This is a genomic window from Avibacterium sp. 21-595, from assembly GCF_023611905.1.
Classification (GTDB): Bacteria; Pseudomonadota; Gammaproteobacteria; order Enterobacterales; family Pasteurellaceae; genus Avibacterium.
Window position 1 is genome coordinate 149940 of sequence record NZ_CP091455.1, and the last position, 16150, is coordinate 166089.

At 39.2% G+C, this 16150-nt stretch carries 16 protein-coding genes; 10 read left to right on the plus strand and 6 right to left on the minus strand.

The genetic code is table 11. From position 1 onward, the window contains the following. The first annotated feature begins 27 nt into the window (after window positions 1–27). The 4 genes from L4F92_RS00625 (at window position 28) to yggU (ending at window position 2412) form a co-directional block, all read left to right on the plus strand. Window positions 28–249: a sulfurtransferase TusA family protein gene (locus L4F92_RS00625; RefSeq protein ID WP_250363835.1), complete on the plus strand. Its 222-nt coding sequence runs from the start codon at window positions 28–30 to the stop codon at window positions 247–249. Window positions 250–596: 347 nt separating this feature from the next. Continuing rightward, window positions 597–1544 (plus strand): magnesium/cobalt transporter CorA, encoded by a 948-nt coding sequence (corA, locus tag L4F92_RS00630; protein ID WP_250351295.1) that lies wholly within the window; start codon window positions 597–599, stop codon window positions 1542–1544. 17 nt (window positions 1545–1561) lie between these two features. Next, on the plus strand, window positions 1562–2125 hold the full coding sequence (locus L4F92_RS00635; RefSeq protein WP_250351296.1) for a YggT family protein: 564 nt from the start codon (window positions 1562–1564) through the stop codon (window positions 2123–2125). Beyond that, window positions 2125–2412: a DUF167 family protein YggU gene (gene yggU / locus L4F92_RS00640; RefSeq protein ID WP_250364520.1), complete on the plus strand. Its 288-nt coding sequence runs from the start codon at window positions 2125–2127 to the stop codon at window positions 2410–2412. The genes L4F92_RS00635 and yggU overlap by 1 nt, the downstream gene beginning before the upstream one ends. Window positions 2413–2452: 40 nt before the next feature. On the opposite strand, the gene L4F92_RS00645 is transcribed toward yggU, so the two are convergent. Then, window positions 2453–5776, minus strand: a complete 3324-nt coding sequence (locus L4F92_RS00645; RefSeq protein WP_250363836.1) for a polysaccharide lyase 8 family protein — start codon at window positions 5774–5776, stop codon at window positions 2453–2455. Between the two features lie 390 nt (window positions 5777–6166). On the opposite strand from L4F92_RS00645, the gene L4F92_RS00650 reads away from it, so the two are divergent. The 4 genes from L4F92_RS00650 to L4F92_RS00665 are packed head-to-tail and all read left to right on the plus strand — an operon-like array spanning window position 6167 to window position 9100. Next, window positions 6167–6829 carry an amino acid ABC transporter permease gene (locus tag L4F92_RS00650; protein WP_250363837.1) on the plus strand — a complete coding sequence of 221 codons (663 nt, stop codon included), beginning with the start codon at window positions 6167–6169 and terminating at the stop codon, window positions 6827–6829. Then, window positions 6829–7497, plus strand: coding sequence for an amino acid ABC transporter permease (locus tag L4F92_RS00655; RefSeq protein ID WP_250363838.1), 669 nt, complete (start codon window positions 6829–6831; stop codon window positions 7495–7497). Before L4F92_RS00650 ends, L4F92_RS00655 begins: the two co-directional genes overlap by 1 nt. Window positions 7498–7509: 12 nt before the next feature. Further along, complete coding sequence (locus L4F92_RS00660; protein ID WP_250351300.1) at window positions 7510–8274, plus strand: amino acid ABC transporter ATP-binding protein; 765 nt, start codon at window positions 7510–7512, stop codon at window positions 8272–8274. Beyond that, a complete protein-coding gene (locus tag L4F92_RS00665; protein WP_250363839.1) occupies window positions 8258–9100 on the plus strand; it encodes a cysteine ABC transporter substrate-binding protein in 843 nt (280 codons plus the stop codon). The genes L4F92_RS00660 and L4F92_RS00665 overlap by 17 nt, the downstream gene beginning before the upstream one ends. A 68-nt stretch (window positions 9101–9168) precedes the next feature. Here the strand turns inward: L4F92_RS00665 and L4F92_RS00670 are convergent, their stop codons facing one another. Both L4F92_RS00670 and L4F92_RS00675 read right to left on the minus strand, forming a co-directional pair. Then, the gene (locus L4F92_RS00670) at window positions 9169–9549 is read right to left on the minus strand and encodes a hypothetical protein (protein ID WP_250351302.1); all 381 of its coding nucleotides are present in this window, start codon (window positions 9547–9549) and stop codon (window positions 9169–9171) included. Between the two features lie 48 nt (window positions 9550–9597). Next, on the minus strand, window positions 9598–10032 hold the full coding sequence (locus L4F92_RS00675; protein WP_250351303.1) for a GNAT family N-acetyltransferase: 435 nt from the start codon (window positions 10030–10032) through the stop codon (window positions 9598–9600). Between the two features lie 167 nt (window positions 10033–10199). On the opposite strand from L4F92_RS00675, the gene tpiA reads away from it, so the two are divergent. Then, on the plus strand, window positions 10200–10967 hold the full coding sequence (tpiA, locus tag L4F92_RS00680; RefSeq protein ID WP_250363840.1) for a triose-phosphate isomerase: 768 nt from the start codon (window positions 10200–10202) through the stop codon (window positions 10965–10967). 233 nt (window positions 10968–11200) lie between these two features. Further along, entirely contained in the window at window positions 11201–12154 is a 954-nt protein-coding gene (locus L4F92_RS00685; RefSeq protein WP_250363841.1) for an ROK family protein, read from the plus strand. A gap of 171 nt (window positions 12155–12325) precedes the next feature. Here the strand turns inward: L4F92_RS00685 and cpdB are convergent, their stop codons facing one another. The 3 genes from cpdB to L4F92_RS00700 all read right to left on the minus strand — a co-directional run bounded on the left by cpdB (window position 12326) and on the right by L4F92_RS00700 (window position 16002). Continuing rightward, window positions 12326–14299, minus strand: a complete 1974-nt coding sequence (gene cpdB, locus L4F92_RS00690; RefSeq protein WP_250363842.1) for a 2',3'-cyclic-nucleotide 2'-phosphodiesterase — start codon at window positions 14297–14299, stop codon at window positions 12326–12328. 369 nt (window positions 14300–14668) lie between these two features. Then, window positions 14669–15331 carry an alpha/beta hydrolase gene (locus L4F92_RS00695; protein WP_250363843.1) on the minus strand — a complete coding sequence of 221 codons (663 nt, stop codon included), beginning with the start codon at window positions 15329–15331 and terminating at the stop codon, window positions 14669–14671. Beyond that, window positions 15322–16002 (minus strand): DsbA family oxidoreductase, encoded by a 681-nt coding sequence (locus L4F92_RS00700; RefSeq protein ID WP_250363844.1) that lies wholly within the window; start codon window positions 16000–16002, stop codon window positions 15322–15324. The genes L4F92_RS00695 and L4F92_RS00700 overlap by 10 nt, the downstream gene beginning before the upstream one ends. Between the last annotated feature and the right edge of the window lie 148 nt (window positions 16003–16150).

Sequence of the window (16150 nt, forward strand, 5' to 3'; positions counted from 1 at the left end):
GCATCATTGACAGAGAAGGAGATTAAGATGATCGTAAAATTAGAAACCGCAGGGTTGGTTTGTCCATTTCCATTGGAAGAGGCCAAAGCGGCAATGGCAAAATTAAATGCTGGTGATGGCATTGAAATTGAATTTGATTGTACTCAAGCCACAGAGGCGATACCCAACTGGGCAGCAGAGGAAGGTTATGACGTGACCCATTTCGATCAAATTGGCGATGCGAAATGGACGATTACGGTGGTGAAATAACCTTTCTTTCAAGTGCGGTGGAAAATTCTTCATTTTTTCACCGCACTTTGATCTCGTTCTTTTCCTACATATCCCCTTGACGAATACGCCATTGAAGCGTAACATTCCGCACGATTTAGCAACAAGAGGACACACACTTTGGACAGTCATAGTCGATACCCAATTTATCGTTGATCTAAATCTCGTCCTCCACTTATCGGCGAGATTTCGCAGGTAAGTTTCATTACCTCAATTATTAGGTATCTTTAATTAAATAATCAAAAATTTTGTACCGCACTTTTGTGTTGATTATTTAGTTTTCTTTTGTTCATCGGGTTTGTTCATAATCCCCCAAGGAGTATGACAAAATGATTAATGCTTTTGCACTAGAAAATGCACGTTTAATTCGGCTAGATGACGGTGATGAAAATCTTAATGCCGCCATTTGGATTGATTTACTCGAACCCTCAGGCGAAGAACGTGAAATGTTGCAACAAGGTTTAGGACAAAGTTTGGCATCCTTCCTCGAATTGGAAGACATTGAGGCATCAGCACGTTTTTTTGAAGATGAAGATGGCTTACATTTGCACTCGTTTTTCTATTGTGAAGATGAAAATGATTACGCTGACTTGGCTAGCGTGGCGTTCACCTTGCGTGATGGACGCTTATTCACCCTACGTGATCGTGAACTTCCTGCTTTCCGTTTATATCGAATGCGTTCACGTAGCCAGCGTTTAATTGAATGTAATGCTTATGAAGTGTTATTAGATTTATTTGAGACAAAAATCGAGCAACTTGCTGATGTTATTGAAAACGTCTATGCGGATTTAGAAAAATTAAGCCGTGTTATCTTAGAAGGAAAACAAGGTGAGGCGTTTGATGAGGCATTGGCAACCTTAACGGAACAAGAAGATGCCAGTTCCAAAGTGCGCTTATGTTTGATGGATACGCAACGTGCATTGAGCTTTTTAGTGCGCAAAACACGTTTGCCCGCCAATCAGTTAGAACAGGCTCGTGATATTTTACGCGATATTGAATCTCTCCAACCGCATAATGAATCCTTATTCCAAAAAGTAAATTTCTTAATGCAAGCGGCAATGGGTTATATCAATATTGAACAGAATAAGATTATGAAATTCTTCTCAGTTGTTTCGGTAATGTTTTTACCTGCAACACTTGTCGCATCAACTTATGGAATGAACTTTGAATTTATGCCAGAATTGCATTTAAAATATGGCTATCCAATGGCGATTGGCTTAATGATTGTCGCTGCGCTTACGCCTTATATTTATTTTAAACGTAAAGGCTGGTTATAGTTTTTAAGGAGGAAATAATGGGTTTAAATTCCCTTCAATTTTTAGTTTATACATTAATTAATGTGTTTAGTTTCGTCTTAATTTTACGTACTTGGTTTCAATATAGCCGTGTGGATTTTTATAATCCTTTTTCGCAAACCTTAGTCAAATTTACACAACCAGTGGTTGCGCCTTTACAAAAATTTCTTCCTACGGTTAAAGGATTAAATACCGCAGCATTAGTGCTATGTATTATTTTAGGTACAATAAAATACCCTTTGATTGATTTATTGGGTTCGGCAGAACTTGCGGCAAGCCCACAAGCTTATCTTTTTATTGGCTTGCTACATACCTTACGCACACTCGGGGAAGCGGTGATTTATGTGTTATTTATCCAAGCCATTTTGAGCTGGTTTAATCGTGGGCAAAATCCATTGCAATATACCCTTTATCAACTGACTGAGCCTTTGCTTAATCCTATTCGCCGTATTTTACCGAATACAGGAATGATTGATTTTTCCCCAATGTTGTTGGCATTTTTGTTATTTTATGCCAACCGTGTTATGTACGATATTGCCCCTATCTTATGGCAACTTGCTTAATGAATGCCGTCGAACAAACAGAGAAAGGAATTCGGTTGCGGATTTTTCTGCAACCGAAAGCAAGTAAAGACCAACTTGTTGGCTTACACGACAACGAGCTAAAAATTACCCTTACCGCTCCGCCCATTGATGGGCAAGCCAACGCCCATTTAGTTAAATTCCTAAGCAAACTGTTTAAAGTCCCCAAAAGCAGTATTATTATCGAAAAAGGCGAACTCAACCGCCATAAACAAATTTTTATTCCTGCACCCAAAATTATTCCTGAACAGGTTTTGACGTTATTGTGATAAGAAAAATGCTCTCAATTCGTGAGAGCATTTTTATTTTTTAGAATTGATAATTAAAGGTTGCTATCATCTTGCGTTCTTGATGGTTGTTAGTTTGTACACTGAAATCAAAGGTGTAATTACCAATATTTTTGGCAATTCCGAGTTTGCCTATCCATTCTTGTTTTGAACGAGTGAGTTTGTATTCTTGTCCATTTAATTGAAGACGATATGGTTCATCTAAGTTTACTTTCCAAGTTGGCTCAAGGTAAAGTGCTATGCCACCAATATGGTAGCTAAATTTACTTGATAGCTGTGTTTGAACAGCAAAATGATGGGCGAGTTTGCCATCATCTGGCAGTTTGCTATCTAGTAGATAAGAACCTAGCACACCAACGCGTGGTTGAATGGTAAATTGGCTAATAGCAAAGGTTTTATCATAACCAAGATAAAGGTCGAGATAATCTGCGTGTACAGTGCTATCAAAAACGTGACGATAACGAATAAAGCTAGAAAAATCATACCATTTCGCGTTAGTACCAATACCTAACTGATGAATATCATTATAACGATATTCTGCAAACGCCCCGACTTTTGTATGATCATTCAAGGATTGGTTAAACCCTGTTTGGAATTTTCCACCTAACCCCTGTTTATTGCTTTCACTTAATGTCGCTGTGAAATAATGATCATAGTTGAAGTTATCAATGATAGAAACATCTACATCGGTTAGATTTCTTAGGGTTTTTGCATATTTATCAAGATAATCTTGGCTAAACGCAACCTGTTCAGAGGATGTTTGAGTGGTAAGATTTTCTTCTTCATCATTAGATTCCACCGTTTCTTCTAAGGTTACAGTATGATTATTATCCTCAATTTGAGTTGGTGTAGGCATTGTGCTGCCTTTATCATCCTTATCCACATTAGATTCAACGGCATTGTCTGATGTATCCGAGAGTGTATCCGTATTGTTATTTGATGTTACCGCTGGATTATCTTCAGAATTTTCAGATGTGGTTTCTGTTTTTGGGGGTTCTACGGAGTTATTTTCCTTATACTGGCTTTCCTCAATAGCTGAGAAATATTTTTGGTGATTATCAAGCTTAAAGGTAAATTCTGTTTTTTCTCCTAAAATTGTGGCGGTGACATCATTACCAACTTGTAAGATATATTTACCAAGTACTGACAAATTAATTTCATCGTTAAGTGTCAAAGTTGGATCAGCAACATACACATCTAATCGCCCATTTTCTTCTGTTTTGATAACAGAAAGCGGTTTATTAACAGATAAACCATCAACTTCCCCAGCTTCGAAGAAATTAATAAATACACTGTTGCCAGATTTTACAGCGTGTTGTTGTGCGTTTTGTTTTAAAATTTGAATGGTATTTGTATCAAAATGGTTTGCTTCATCTGCACGATAACCCGGCATAATGAGGTAAGCATAACTCGCCTCTTTTGGTTTTGTTCCGTGGTTTAACCAAATTTTAGCAAATTCTGTTGAATCATCTTTACCCTTCTCAATAGCCGTATAGGGTTGCTGCTTATCAAGGATTTTATAACTGATAGTTTGTTGCGTGGTAGGATCGGTAAAAGAAATGGTATCACCAACCTGAGATAAAGTTTGCTTGCCATTGATGACTCTATTATCAATTGTTGTTAATACTTCACCTTTATCTGTGCTAGCAATATTTGAGCCTAGCGCGAGTACCATATCACCTAGCAGAACCCAAGATTTTTTCGCAGTCGTCTTATCATTATAAGACGTGAAATCCATTGCAATAATGGCTTTAGTGGCATTGCCTTGTGAACCATCTGCCTTAATACCATTATCTACACCACCTACAAAGGTTTTACTACTACGATCTTTTAAATATCGACGTTGCTTAGAGCTATCTTTCCGAATAGCGGTGCTTTCGGTCGTTCCCGGTAGCATATAGGTATCGACATTATGCCAATAATTTGTAAATGAATCGGTACGTTGGTTATCATAAATATAGGTCATTCCATCACCAGTGTACCAACCTTGAAGGTTCTCACCATTCATACTTTCATAGGCAGCAGTCCGATTAGAATGCATTGCAATAATCACTGTTCCCTTAGGACTTTTTTGCACAGCACGATCCATAAAAGAAAAGCGTTTTACCCCAATGGTTTCGGTTGGTTTAATATTTGGGTTATCAAGGATATTTTTTAAAATATTCCGCACTGTATTGTTTGGCGCATCCTCAATAGAATAATGCTGTTCAAGTAGCGTGCGTTTTAATAGTCCTTGTAATGCTGGTTTGTATTTTTCTGGTGCACTATCAATTAATAAGGAAATATCACTAATAAAGCGTTTTGCACGGGTAATATCACTACTATTTTCTCGGGTTATAGCACGTCCATTTACAGCGTCATTCATTCCTCCATTTACTAATAACCAGCTATATCCTTTAAGAATCGACTCATAAATATTATCCATTTTGGGATCACTAAAAACAAAGTTAGGTGAATCTTTAAGCATATAAGCAAAAAGTCCTAATCCTTCAATTAAGACAGAGGCATAAGTGCCATTGTAAGCCACAGAAGAGTGTTGAATAAATGAACCATCAGCATAAAATCCATCATTTAATGTTGCATCATCTGTATCTCTAATTCCATTTTTAAGTTCGCCCACATCATAAATTGCTTGAATAGCCTGTTGAACCTCCTCATTATTATGAGTTAATAAACCGCGTGCCAGTGATACAGTTGAAGTATCCGTGCGGTTTCCACCTGTACTTATTCTTTCATATTTTGATGTGGAATATTTCGCCGCTTCAGCATTTGCGCCACTTTTTGTTGGATCTGGTTGGAAATACGTTGTCGCAGCGATTAGTTTTTCTTTCAAATCAGCTGGTATGTCATCGTTCATCAAAATTAAGACATCATTTAACGATTTGGGAATACCAATTTCCCAGTGCCACCAGTTACCATATTCTTTACCGCCGACTTGATAACCGCCCGTATGAATTTTTTCCAAAGAAGAAATAATTAACTGTTTAGTCTCTTGGTTTTGGTAAAATTGTGAGCCAGATTTATTATAGCCTACGGCTAAATCTCTGATTGTATTCACTGTTGAGCGAATTTTTGCGCCAGCTGTTTTTTGTTCACTAAAATCAAACGTGTCGTTATTTAATAATGCCTGTTGTGCATTGCTAGCCATATTATTTGTGGTATCTACTGATATCCCTGTAAGGTGAGTTTTCCAGTTTTGCAAGATTTGATCATAGGCATTTTGTGTTTTGCCCTGTTCTACGGTTAAAACAGAATTTGTTACAGCTTGGACAGGGAAAGTTGGAATGGCGGCTAACATCACGGGAGCTAGCATACACATCACTTTTGATAAACGAAATTGAGGCATTTTTTTCTCCTTAATTAATAGTAGTAATGCACGTTATGCTACGCGGATGAAAAAGAGAACTCAATTTCTCTGCTTTGAAAATATGAACAAGATCACAATAAAAATAAAACGCTTTTTTATTTTTATATGTTGGATGTTAAATATAAGAGAATAATACATTACAAAGATATGATTATTGAATGGCACACTAAACGGTCGTGAAAGTTAATGAAGGATGATATTGAGGAATTGAGCAACAGAGGATTTGTTCTACGAAACAAAAGTGCGGTATGTTTTCACCACACTTTTTATATAACTAAAAAATCTAACCAATGAATTTTTATTCTTTTTCAATCAGCAATTTTATTGTTTAGAATGATTGCTCGTTTATGACTTCAATAGGGAAGAAAAATGAATTGGCAGTATGTTTTTGATAATATTCCAAAATTTATTGATGCCAGCATTATCACTTTACAGCTATCGTTTTTGAGCATTGTGTGTTCTCTCCTCATTGGGTTTTTGTGTGCTGTGGTAACCAGCTATAACGTTCGTTTTTTTCATTCCTTCGCTAAAGTCTATATTGAACTTTCTCGTAATACCCCATTGTTGATCCAGCTTTTCTTCCTTTATTTTGGATTATCCAAATTGGGAATTAAGTTAGAGGGATTTACTTGCGCCGTTGTGGGCTTAAGTTTTCTTGGGGGAAGCTATATGGCTGAGGCGATTCGAGCGGGGATTGAAGGTGTTCCAAAAGGGCAAGTTGAATCGGCTTTGAGCTTAGGATTAACACCCACACAAGCTTTTATTTATGTCATCACGCCGCAAGCCTTAAGCCTTTCACTGCCTGCGATTGGGGCAAACTGTCTTTTTTTAATGAAAGAAACCTCTATTGCCAGTGCGATTGCCATTGCAGAATTAATGTTTATGGCAAAAGAGTTAATTGGCTTAGATTATAAAACGAACGAAGCATTATTTTTATTAGTCACCTTTTATCTCATTATCTTATTGCCAGTTTCATTTTTTATTCATTATTTAGAAAAATGTAGCCGTTACGCTAAATATGGGAGGATTTAATGGGATTAGCTATTTTATTAGATGGAAATAACCTTCAACGGTTATTAAATGGTTTAGCCGTAACCGCAGAAATTGCATTTCTTTCCGTATTATTTTCTTGCGTTTTAGGTATATTACTTGGCATAACAATGACAAGCCAGCAAAAAATAATACGAGGAGTTTGTCGTTTATATTTGGAAATAGTGCGAATTATTCCTTTATTAGTTTGGTTATTTATTGCGTATTTTGGTTTAGCTAAGTGGTTCAATATTCATTTAAATGGAATGGCAGTATGTATTTTAGTATTTATTTTTTGGGGAACTGCTGAAATGGGCGATTTAATGCGTGGGGCATTAAGTTCTATTGAAAAACATCAAAGAGAATCTGCTTATGCCTTAGGATTGAGCGCAACACAAACCTTCCTATATGTATTGATTCCGCAAAGTTTAAAACGGGTTACACCAAGTGCAATTAATTTATTTACCCGAATGATTAAAACCAGTTCATTAGCAATGTTAATTGGCGTGTTAGATATAGTAAAAGTAGGGCAACAAATTATCGAAACCTCCTTATTTACTGATCCTTCTGCTGCATTTTGGATTTATGGACTTATTTTTCTTTTATATTTCGCAATTTGTTATCCCTTATCTCGATTTTCTCGCTATATAGAAAATCATTGGGAACAGTAAAAGGAAATCAAAATGGCATTATTAGAAATAAAACAACTGATAAAAAAATATGAAAAAACTACCGCACTTCAAGGAATTAATTTAGCTATAAAAAAGGGCGAAGTTGTGGTGTTGCTTGGGCCTTCAGGCTGCGGAAAAAGCACCTTACTACGTTGCATTAATGGGCTGGAATCCATTCAAAGTGGCGAAATTACCTTGCAAGATCAAGGTGTATTAGGCAAACACGTGCCTTGGGTAAAAGCGCGCCAGCATATTGGAATGGTTTTTCAAAACTATGAATTATTTTCTCATCTTTCAGTGATTGACAATATTTTGCTTGGGCCAATAAAAGTTCAGAAACGCTTGCGTACGGAAGTAGAAAAGCAGGCTGATGAATTACTTAAACGAGTAGGGTTGCAAGATCGCAAAAATGCCTATCCGCGTGAGCTTTCTGGTGGGCAAAAACAGCGTATCGCGATTGTACGTTCTTTATGTATGAACCCAGAAATTATGTTGTTTGATGAAGTTACCGCAGCCCTTGATCCCGAAATGGTGCGTGAAGTGTTAGATGTGATTTTAGCACTTGCTAAAGAAGGAATGACAATGCTCATTGTTACGCACGAAATGGCGTTTGCTCGCCAAGTGGCTGATCGCATTATTTTTATGGATGCAGGAAAAATTGTGGAGGAAAACACGCCAGACTTATTTTTCACTAACCCGACTTCCGATCGGGCAAAAGCCTTTTTAAACATCTTAAACTATGAACCAAGAGGAATAGACTATGCAGAAAACATTTAAAAAAATCACCGCACTTTTTGCCACCACATTGCTTGCAGTTAGCTTAACGGCGTGTAATGACAACGAAAGTAATAACGCACAAAATCGTCTTCAGCAGTTACAGAAAGCTGATAGCATACGCATTGGCGTTTTTAGTGATAAACCGCCTTTTGGCTATGTAGATAATCAAGGTAAAAGCCAAGGTTTTGATGTAGAAATTGCTAAAGCTATTGGAAAAGATTTGCTTGGTGATGAAAACAAAGTGCAATATGTTTTAGTGGAAGCGGCAAATCGCGTGGAATATTTACAGTCTAACAAAGTAGATATTATTCTCGCCAACTTTACCGTTACCCCAGCCCGAAAAGAAGCGGTGGATTTCGCCAAACCTTATATGCAAGTCGCGTTGGGCGTGGTATCAAAAGATGGCGCGGTTATCACTGACATCAATCAATTAGCAGGCAAAACCTTGTTAGTCAATAAAGGCACAACGGCAGATGCTTACTTCAGCAAAAATTACCCCAATATCAAATTATTAAAATTTGAACAAAATACAGAAACCTTTGACGCTTTAAGAGATGGACGTGGCGATGCACTTGCCCACGATAACACCTTGCTCTTTGCTTGGGCAAAAGAAAATCCGGGCTTTACCGTTGGGATAAAAAACCTGGGTGATCAAGATGTTATTGCGCCTGCAGTGAAAAAAGGGGACAGCGCATTGCGTGCGTGGCTAGATCAGGAAATCGAGAAATTAAGCGAAGAAGGCATTTTAAAACAAGCTTATGATAAAACCTTGTTGCCTGTTTATGGTGATACCATCAGTGAAAAAGAAATCTTAGTAGCTTATTAAGCTTAAACCTGAAGAATAACAAAAAGTGCGGTATGTTTTCACCGCACTTTTTCGTTCTATAAATCCTCTTATTTGATTTGAATATTCACTTTATAACGTGAAGTTAAATTTTTAATGGATTGAGCTTTAGGCTGGAGTACGCGGACTTCATAACGCCCTGTTTTGGGTAGCGTATAAGGTTCATTTTGTACAAAATCATCGTTACCATAAATAATCGCTTCCGCTGCGCCTTTTGTGTTTAAGTTAAAGGTTAAGGTTTGCCCTGCTTTGGCATAAAACGCATAAGTGCGACATTGCCAACCTTTAATTTTCCCATTGTAGCTGGCTGAAGACGCACCCTTTTTAAATTTCACATTGGTAACGGGACAATCAGCCGCATAACTTGGTACCGTTGCTAAAATGGCTGAACCAATGACAATGGCTGAAGCCAAGGTTTTTATCGCTTTCATAAATAACTCCTAAATGTGTTTTTGATAAGCCTATTGTTAGACTTTGCCCTACAAACGAAGTTCAAAAATTTGTTTATCTGGGTTTACTTTAAAGCCTGCCATTTCTAACAAATTATGCTGTTGACTACGCTGTTCTACAATAAGTCGAGTGGCTTGCGTATAACGAACAAACTCCGTTGCTTTCGCAATAAGTGCGGTATAAATTTTTGATGAATTTGCGTGTTGCTGCACAAAAATATCGGTAAGTTGCCAATAACGTTGAAGTTGTAACGAAGAAAGACGCGGATAAAGTTGAATAAAACCCAGTGCTTGATTTTGTTCATCGACAGCAAGGAAAAAAATACTTTCACTGAAGCGAATTCGATTGGTTAGAAAAATTAAGGTTCGTTCTGGGTTTTCCACCATACCTTGTGAAAGACGATATTGCTCAAAAAGGGGGAGCAATAGCTCTAGATTCCATTGTTCAGCTTTAAATATTTTCATATTGATGATTTTTTGTGAAATTTATACAGTGAATTGTATCTTTTTAACACAAAATAATCATCTTTTCGGAAAAATTTTTTTCAAATTTGCCTAAAATCAACGGTAGAACATAAAAAATTTGATATAGTAATGCGGTTATTTTTTATTAATTACTATGGAGAAAAATTATGGCACGTCGTCCTTTAGTTATGGGTAACTGGAAATTAAATGGTAGTAAAGCGTTTACCAAAGAATTAATTGAAGGTTTAAAAGCGGAACTTGCCGGTGTGAATGACTGTGATGTGGCAATTGCGCCACCTGTGATGTATTTAGCGGAAGCGGAATCGGCATTGGCGGGTAGCCAAATTGCGTTAGGCGCACAAAACGTTGATGTGAACGTGCAAGGTGCATTTACAGGCGATATTTCAACCGCAATGTTAAAAGATTTTGGTGCGAAGTACATTATTATCGGACATTCTGAGCGCCGTACTTATCACAAAGAAAGCGATGAATTTATTGCGAAAAAATTTGCGGCATTAAAAGAAGCTGGTTTAGTCCCTGTGTTATGTATTGGGGAATCAGAAGCTGAAAACGAAGCAGGCAAAACAGAAGAAGTATGCGCTCGCCAAATTGATGCTGTGATTAATGCGCTAGGCGTAGAAGCCTTTAATGGTGCGGTGATTGCCTATGAACCAATTTGGGCGATTGGTACAGGGAAATCAGCAACGCCTGCACAAGCACAAGCGGTTCACGCCTTTATTCGTGGGCATATTGCTGCCAAGTCACAAGCTGTTGCCGATCAAGTAATTATTCAATATGGTGGATCAGTAAATGATGCCAATGCGGCGGAATTATTTACTCAGCCAGATATTGATGGCGCATTAGTCGGCGGTGCGTCACTAAAAGCCCCTGCTTTTGCGGTGATTGTAAAAGCAGCTGCGGTGGCAAAAAACTAATTCCATTTTCCTTTTCATCAAATCTGCTCATCTTGGGCAGATTTTTTTATCTCCTAATTTTACCTCCACATATCAGTGAGTAAGCCTAGCCTTTAAGCATTTAAAACAAATTCCGCACACCAGTTTGCAAAATTGTGATCCCTATCACTGCATAACTATGATATTTATCATAGTCTGCTTTGGGTAAATTAGTTATGTTGAAATTTAGGTTTATAAAATAAATGGAGTTGATAATGAAATATTACGCAGGTGTGGACATTGGCGGTACAAACACAAAAATTGGTATTTTAGATAGTCATTTTAATATTCTCGCAGAACAAAGCATTGCAACACTATCTCAGCAAGGTGCAAGAACCACTTTTTCTCGCATTTGGCAGACTATTTTGGCTTTGCTTGCACAAAACCAGCTTTCAGAAACCCAATTAGAAGGGATTGGTTTGGGCATTCCCGGCCCCGTAGTGAATCAATCGGTAGTCAAAATTGCGGCTAACTTTTCTTGGGGGAATGATTTTAATGCCAAACAATTAATGGAAGACATCTCTCATAAAAATGTGGTGGTAGAAAATGATGTACGCGCCATTACCTTAGGAGAACATTTATTTGGTGCGGGAAAAGGAATTGCGAATCTTATCGTTGTCCCCATTGGTACTGGCATTGCTTCAGGTATTTTGTTAAATGGCAAGGTATTGTCTGGTTCTGGCGGCTGCGCAGGCGAATTTGGGCATATAATGGTGAACGAACAAGGAATGAAATGTGGGTGCGGATTAACAGGTTGCTTAGAAACCTATACCTCTGCACCGGGGTTAGTTAGAGAGGCAAAAAAATTATTACTTGAAACGAAGTGCGGTGAGTTTTTTCAGCGTTTTTCCACTGATTTAGATGCCCTTCAAGCACATCATATTTTTGAATACGCCAAAAAAGGAGATGAACTAGCCCTACAAGTGGTGGATAATTTTGCAAAATATTTAGCTTACGGTTTAGGCGTGCTGATCAATATTTTTAACCCTGAACTTATTGTCCTCGCTGGTGGGGTCGCAAAATCCGCCGAGTTCATCATTGAAAAAGTACAAAAATTTCTACCGCACTATGCCCTAGGCGTTTCCTTACAAAACTTACAAATCAAACCAAGCCAATTACTTGATTCCGCAGGCGTAAAAGGGGCAGCAGCATTGGTGATTAAATCATAGTTAGAATTATCACTGTTTAAGTTTGGAATAAGGCAAAGCACCCGACACGACGGCATTTTAAAATCAAGCAGCGATAATAATTTTCAATCATCCTTGAGATGTAAAGAATAATACAAATGAATACTTAAGTATATGGCGATGCGAAAACATCGCCATATTAGAAAGTGCGGTCTATTTTTGGCTTAAATTTATTTTATAGACTGCAAAACCAAGTTCATCTTGACCGATATAATCCATAGGGTATTGGGCTTTTTCTTTGATAAACGTATTGGCTTTCTCACTTGGTGACGTTTCCACTTGGATATTGAGTGGTACCTTTGTTGCAATAGGGGCTAATCGCCAGTTATTGTCTGCTGAAGGTACAACCTCGCCTTTTTCTTTTGTGGTTTGGCTGATATAGTTCGCTAAAATTTGGCGATTTTCATCTGGTGCGGCAAAGACAATATGTGCATCCCCCGTTCCCGGGAATTTGCCAGAATATGCACGATAATTATTCGTTGCGATTAAAAACTGATCGCTCTCTTGCACGGGCTTACCTTGGTAAGTCAGGTTGATAATGCGCGAGGCGGTAGGATTGATGAGTTTGCATTCTCCATCATAACGTGCGGGTTGGCTCACATCAATTTGATAATTAACCCCATCAATTACGTCAAAATTATAGGTGCGGAAGCCATTCCAGTTTAATAAAGGTTGTGCTTTATCACTGTGTGGATCAATCTGATTAAACATTCCCGCACTGCATTCAAGCCATTGTTTCAATTCTGCCCCACTCACTTTTACAATCACTAAGGTGTTGGGATAAAGGTAGAGATCGGCAGCGTTGCGGAAGGTTAAATTCCCTTTATCTACCTCAACATAGGCGGTTGGATCGTTTTTACGTCCGCCAACTTTAAAAGGGGCAGCCGCACTTAACACGGGAATTCCTGCCAGCTCTGGTAGGTTTTTAACGACATTTTCAGCATAGGCTTTCTGTGCTTGATTCACAATTTGTACCGTTGGATCATCTTGGAATAGCGCGAGGAAACTATACATATTGTCTGATGCTTTACCAATCGGTTGTGCAACAAATTCACGCGTTGCTTGATGAATAGGTGCAAGTAATGCCGCAATTTCAGGATGGTTGCCTATGAGGGCTTTCTTTTTATCCGCATCATAAATTGGGCGCAATGCCGCTTTACCGTCAGTTACAAACCATTTGCCATTATGCTGGTTTAAGGTTAAATCAACCACACTGATATTATTTGCCCAGTAACCCGCCATACTTTCAGGTACGCCGTTCATTGTGCCTTTTTCAATATCTGCGCCTTTACTGTGGGCAAATTCTTTATTCGGGAATAAACGGTGTGAATGCCCAAAGATAATCGCATCAATTCCTTTTACATCAGCTAAATGGAATGCGGCATTTTCTTCCCCTTCTTTATAAGGTTCATCGGAAGGCCCTGTATGCGCCAACGCCACAATAATATCTGCCCCTTTTGCTTTTACAATAGGGACATAGTGTTCTGCGGTTTTCTTAATATCATAGGCTTTGACTTTACCTTCTAAATTTGCTTTATCCCACACCATAACCTGTGGTGGAACGAAACCAATATAACCAATCTTAATCTGATGCGATTTTCCGGCATTATCGGTTACGGTTTTTTCTTGAATAAAATAAGGTTGGAAATACGGCTTTTCATCGTTGGCATTGACGACATTTGCATTAATAATTGGAAAATCAGCTTGCTTAATGGCGCGATCTAAATAGGCTAAACCATAATTAAATTCGTGATTACCAATTGTTCCCACATCATAATGCATCGCATTTAAGGCTAAAATAGCGGGGTTGGGTTTCCCCTCTTTATCACCTTTTGCGGCTTGATAATCTGCGATCGGGTTGCCTTGAATTAAATCGCCATTATCGACTAACACGGAATTTTTCACTTCTTGCCGCGCTGCTGCGATTAAACTGGCAGCACGTGTAAAACCAAATTTATCGGTTGGTGCATCTTTATAATAATCAAAATCGGTTAAAAAACCGTGAATATCTGTCGTCGCAATAATGCGCAAAGACAACGCATTATTTTGTTCAGCTGCACTTAATTTTAAACTATTTACCGCAAATAAACTTAATGCCCCTACGCGTAAGAAATGTCGTCTATCCATTTTTTTCTCCTTTTGATGTTCACTAAAAGCGTGATGATTGTACGTTGTTTCTTTCCTCGCTTCTAGTGACGTTTTGTGATTAAAATCAAGTGCGGTGGTTTTTTGAGAGATTTTTTTACATTTTAGGCGATTGCTTAGCAAGGCTGTTTTCTGTTCCTGATGTATTAGCGGTACCTTTTAAATCGTACAGGTTTCTCTGCTTTTTTGGGGGAATGGTAATAAATCAAATTTCATTGTTCATTTTATAAGATCACCAGCCTCTGGTTGATGTAACTTAGCCCCACGATTTTTTGTTATTTGATATAACCCAATAAGGCTTGCTGTTATGGTGAAAAATAGCAAAGCAAGCCTGTTCCGTATGATTTAAGATCACTGCGTGATATTTATTAGCCACGCTGCCAAATCATCGATTTCCATCTGGCTGATTTCATGACCGATCGGATAGCTGTGGAAGCTGAAGTTTTGCCGTTTGGCAAGGGCATTCACAGCAGGCTGTATCTGCGTTTCGGTGATGAGCTGGTCGTATTGCCCCTGTGCCATAAAAATCGGCGTGTGCAGATTGGCGGCCGTTTCATAATCTTTGCGGGATTCTGCAAGCGGCAGGTAGCCCGATAGGCTAAACAGTCCGCCAAGCGGCTGTGCGGCAGTCAGTCCTGCCAGTAAGGAAATCGCACCGCCTTGCGAGAAACCGCCCAGCACGATGTTTTGACTGGCAATGCCTTGCCGCTGTACTTCTGCAATCAGGCGATGCACGTAGGTGGCTGCCTCTTGCAATCCGTCTTTATCCTCATTGTGCAAAAAATTATCACCGCGTAAGTCGTACCAACCTGAAGTGTTGCCGCCAGCCCAAGTAACTGGGCGAATCGGGGCGTGCGGCAGGATAAAGGCGGTATGCGGCAGTTTTTGCTGCAAATATTCAGCCAGCGAACGGAAATGTTGTCCGCTTGTGGTCAATCCATGCAGAAAAATGATGCAGGATTGGGCGGCATTGGGGGCAATGACGAGCGGTTCGGCACGTGGAATTAGTGGCATCCGTCTACTCCGCATGAAGCCCCTTCAATAGCTTGCTGATTTTGCTGCTGCCAAGCGTCTTGCAGTACCGCCAAGAAATGTGATGCTGGCAAAGCACCGTTGATGGGTATGCCGTCCACTTCAAAATACGGCACTGCGTGTACGCCTTTTTGCTGGGCGGCGGTTTCATCGGCACGCACTGCTTCGGCAAATTCATCAGAGGCAAGCATCTGCTCCACGCGGCTGCGTTCAATGCCCACTTCTTCGGCAAGGCGGCAGAGCGTTTCGTGGTCGGCAAGAATCAGGCTGTCGGTGAAATAGGCGGCAAACAGGCGTTCGGCCATTTGTTCTTCTTTGCCCAGCGTGGTGGCCAGTTTGGTTAAGCGGTGTGCATCAAACATATTGGTGTTTTGGGCTTCGGCGTAACGCATATTGATGCCTGCAAGGTTGGCTTTTTGTTCAATGCCGCGGATCATCGCGAGAGCATCGCTTGGGCTTTTTTGGTATTTCCATTCAATCCGTCCTTGCGTGGTGTTGGTAACGGTTTTGCCTGCCTGCGGATAGAGTTCAAAGGCTTTGTGATGAATTTGCACTTGGTCGGCATGCTCAAATTGGGCAAGTGCCTGTTCAAGATAGCGTTTGCCGATGTAGCAGAAAGGGCAAGCATAGTCGGAAAAGAGGGTGATTTGCATGGGTTGCTCCTATATTTTTTTAATTCGTTAAATCTAGAAATTTAGATATATTCTGCCAAATTTAAAGTAATACGGTGTCAAACTCGCTTGCAGTATTAAGGTATACAGCTTCGCTCGTTTTCCTTGTCTTACTTTAAATTTGTTTGAA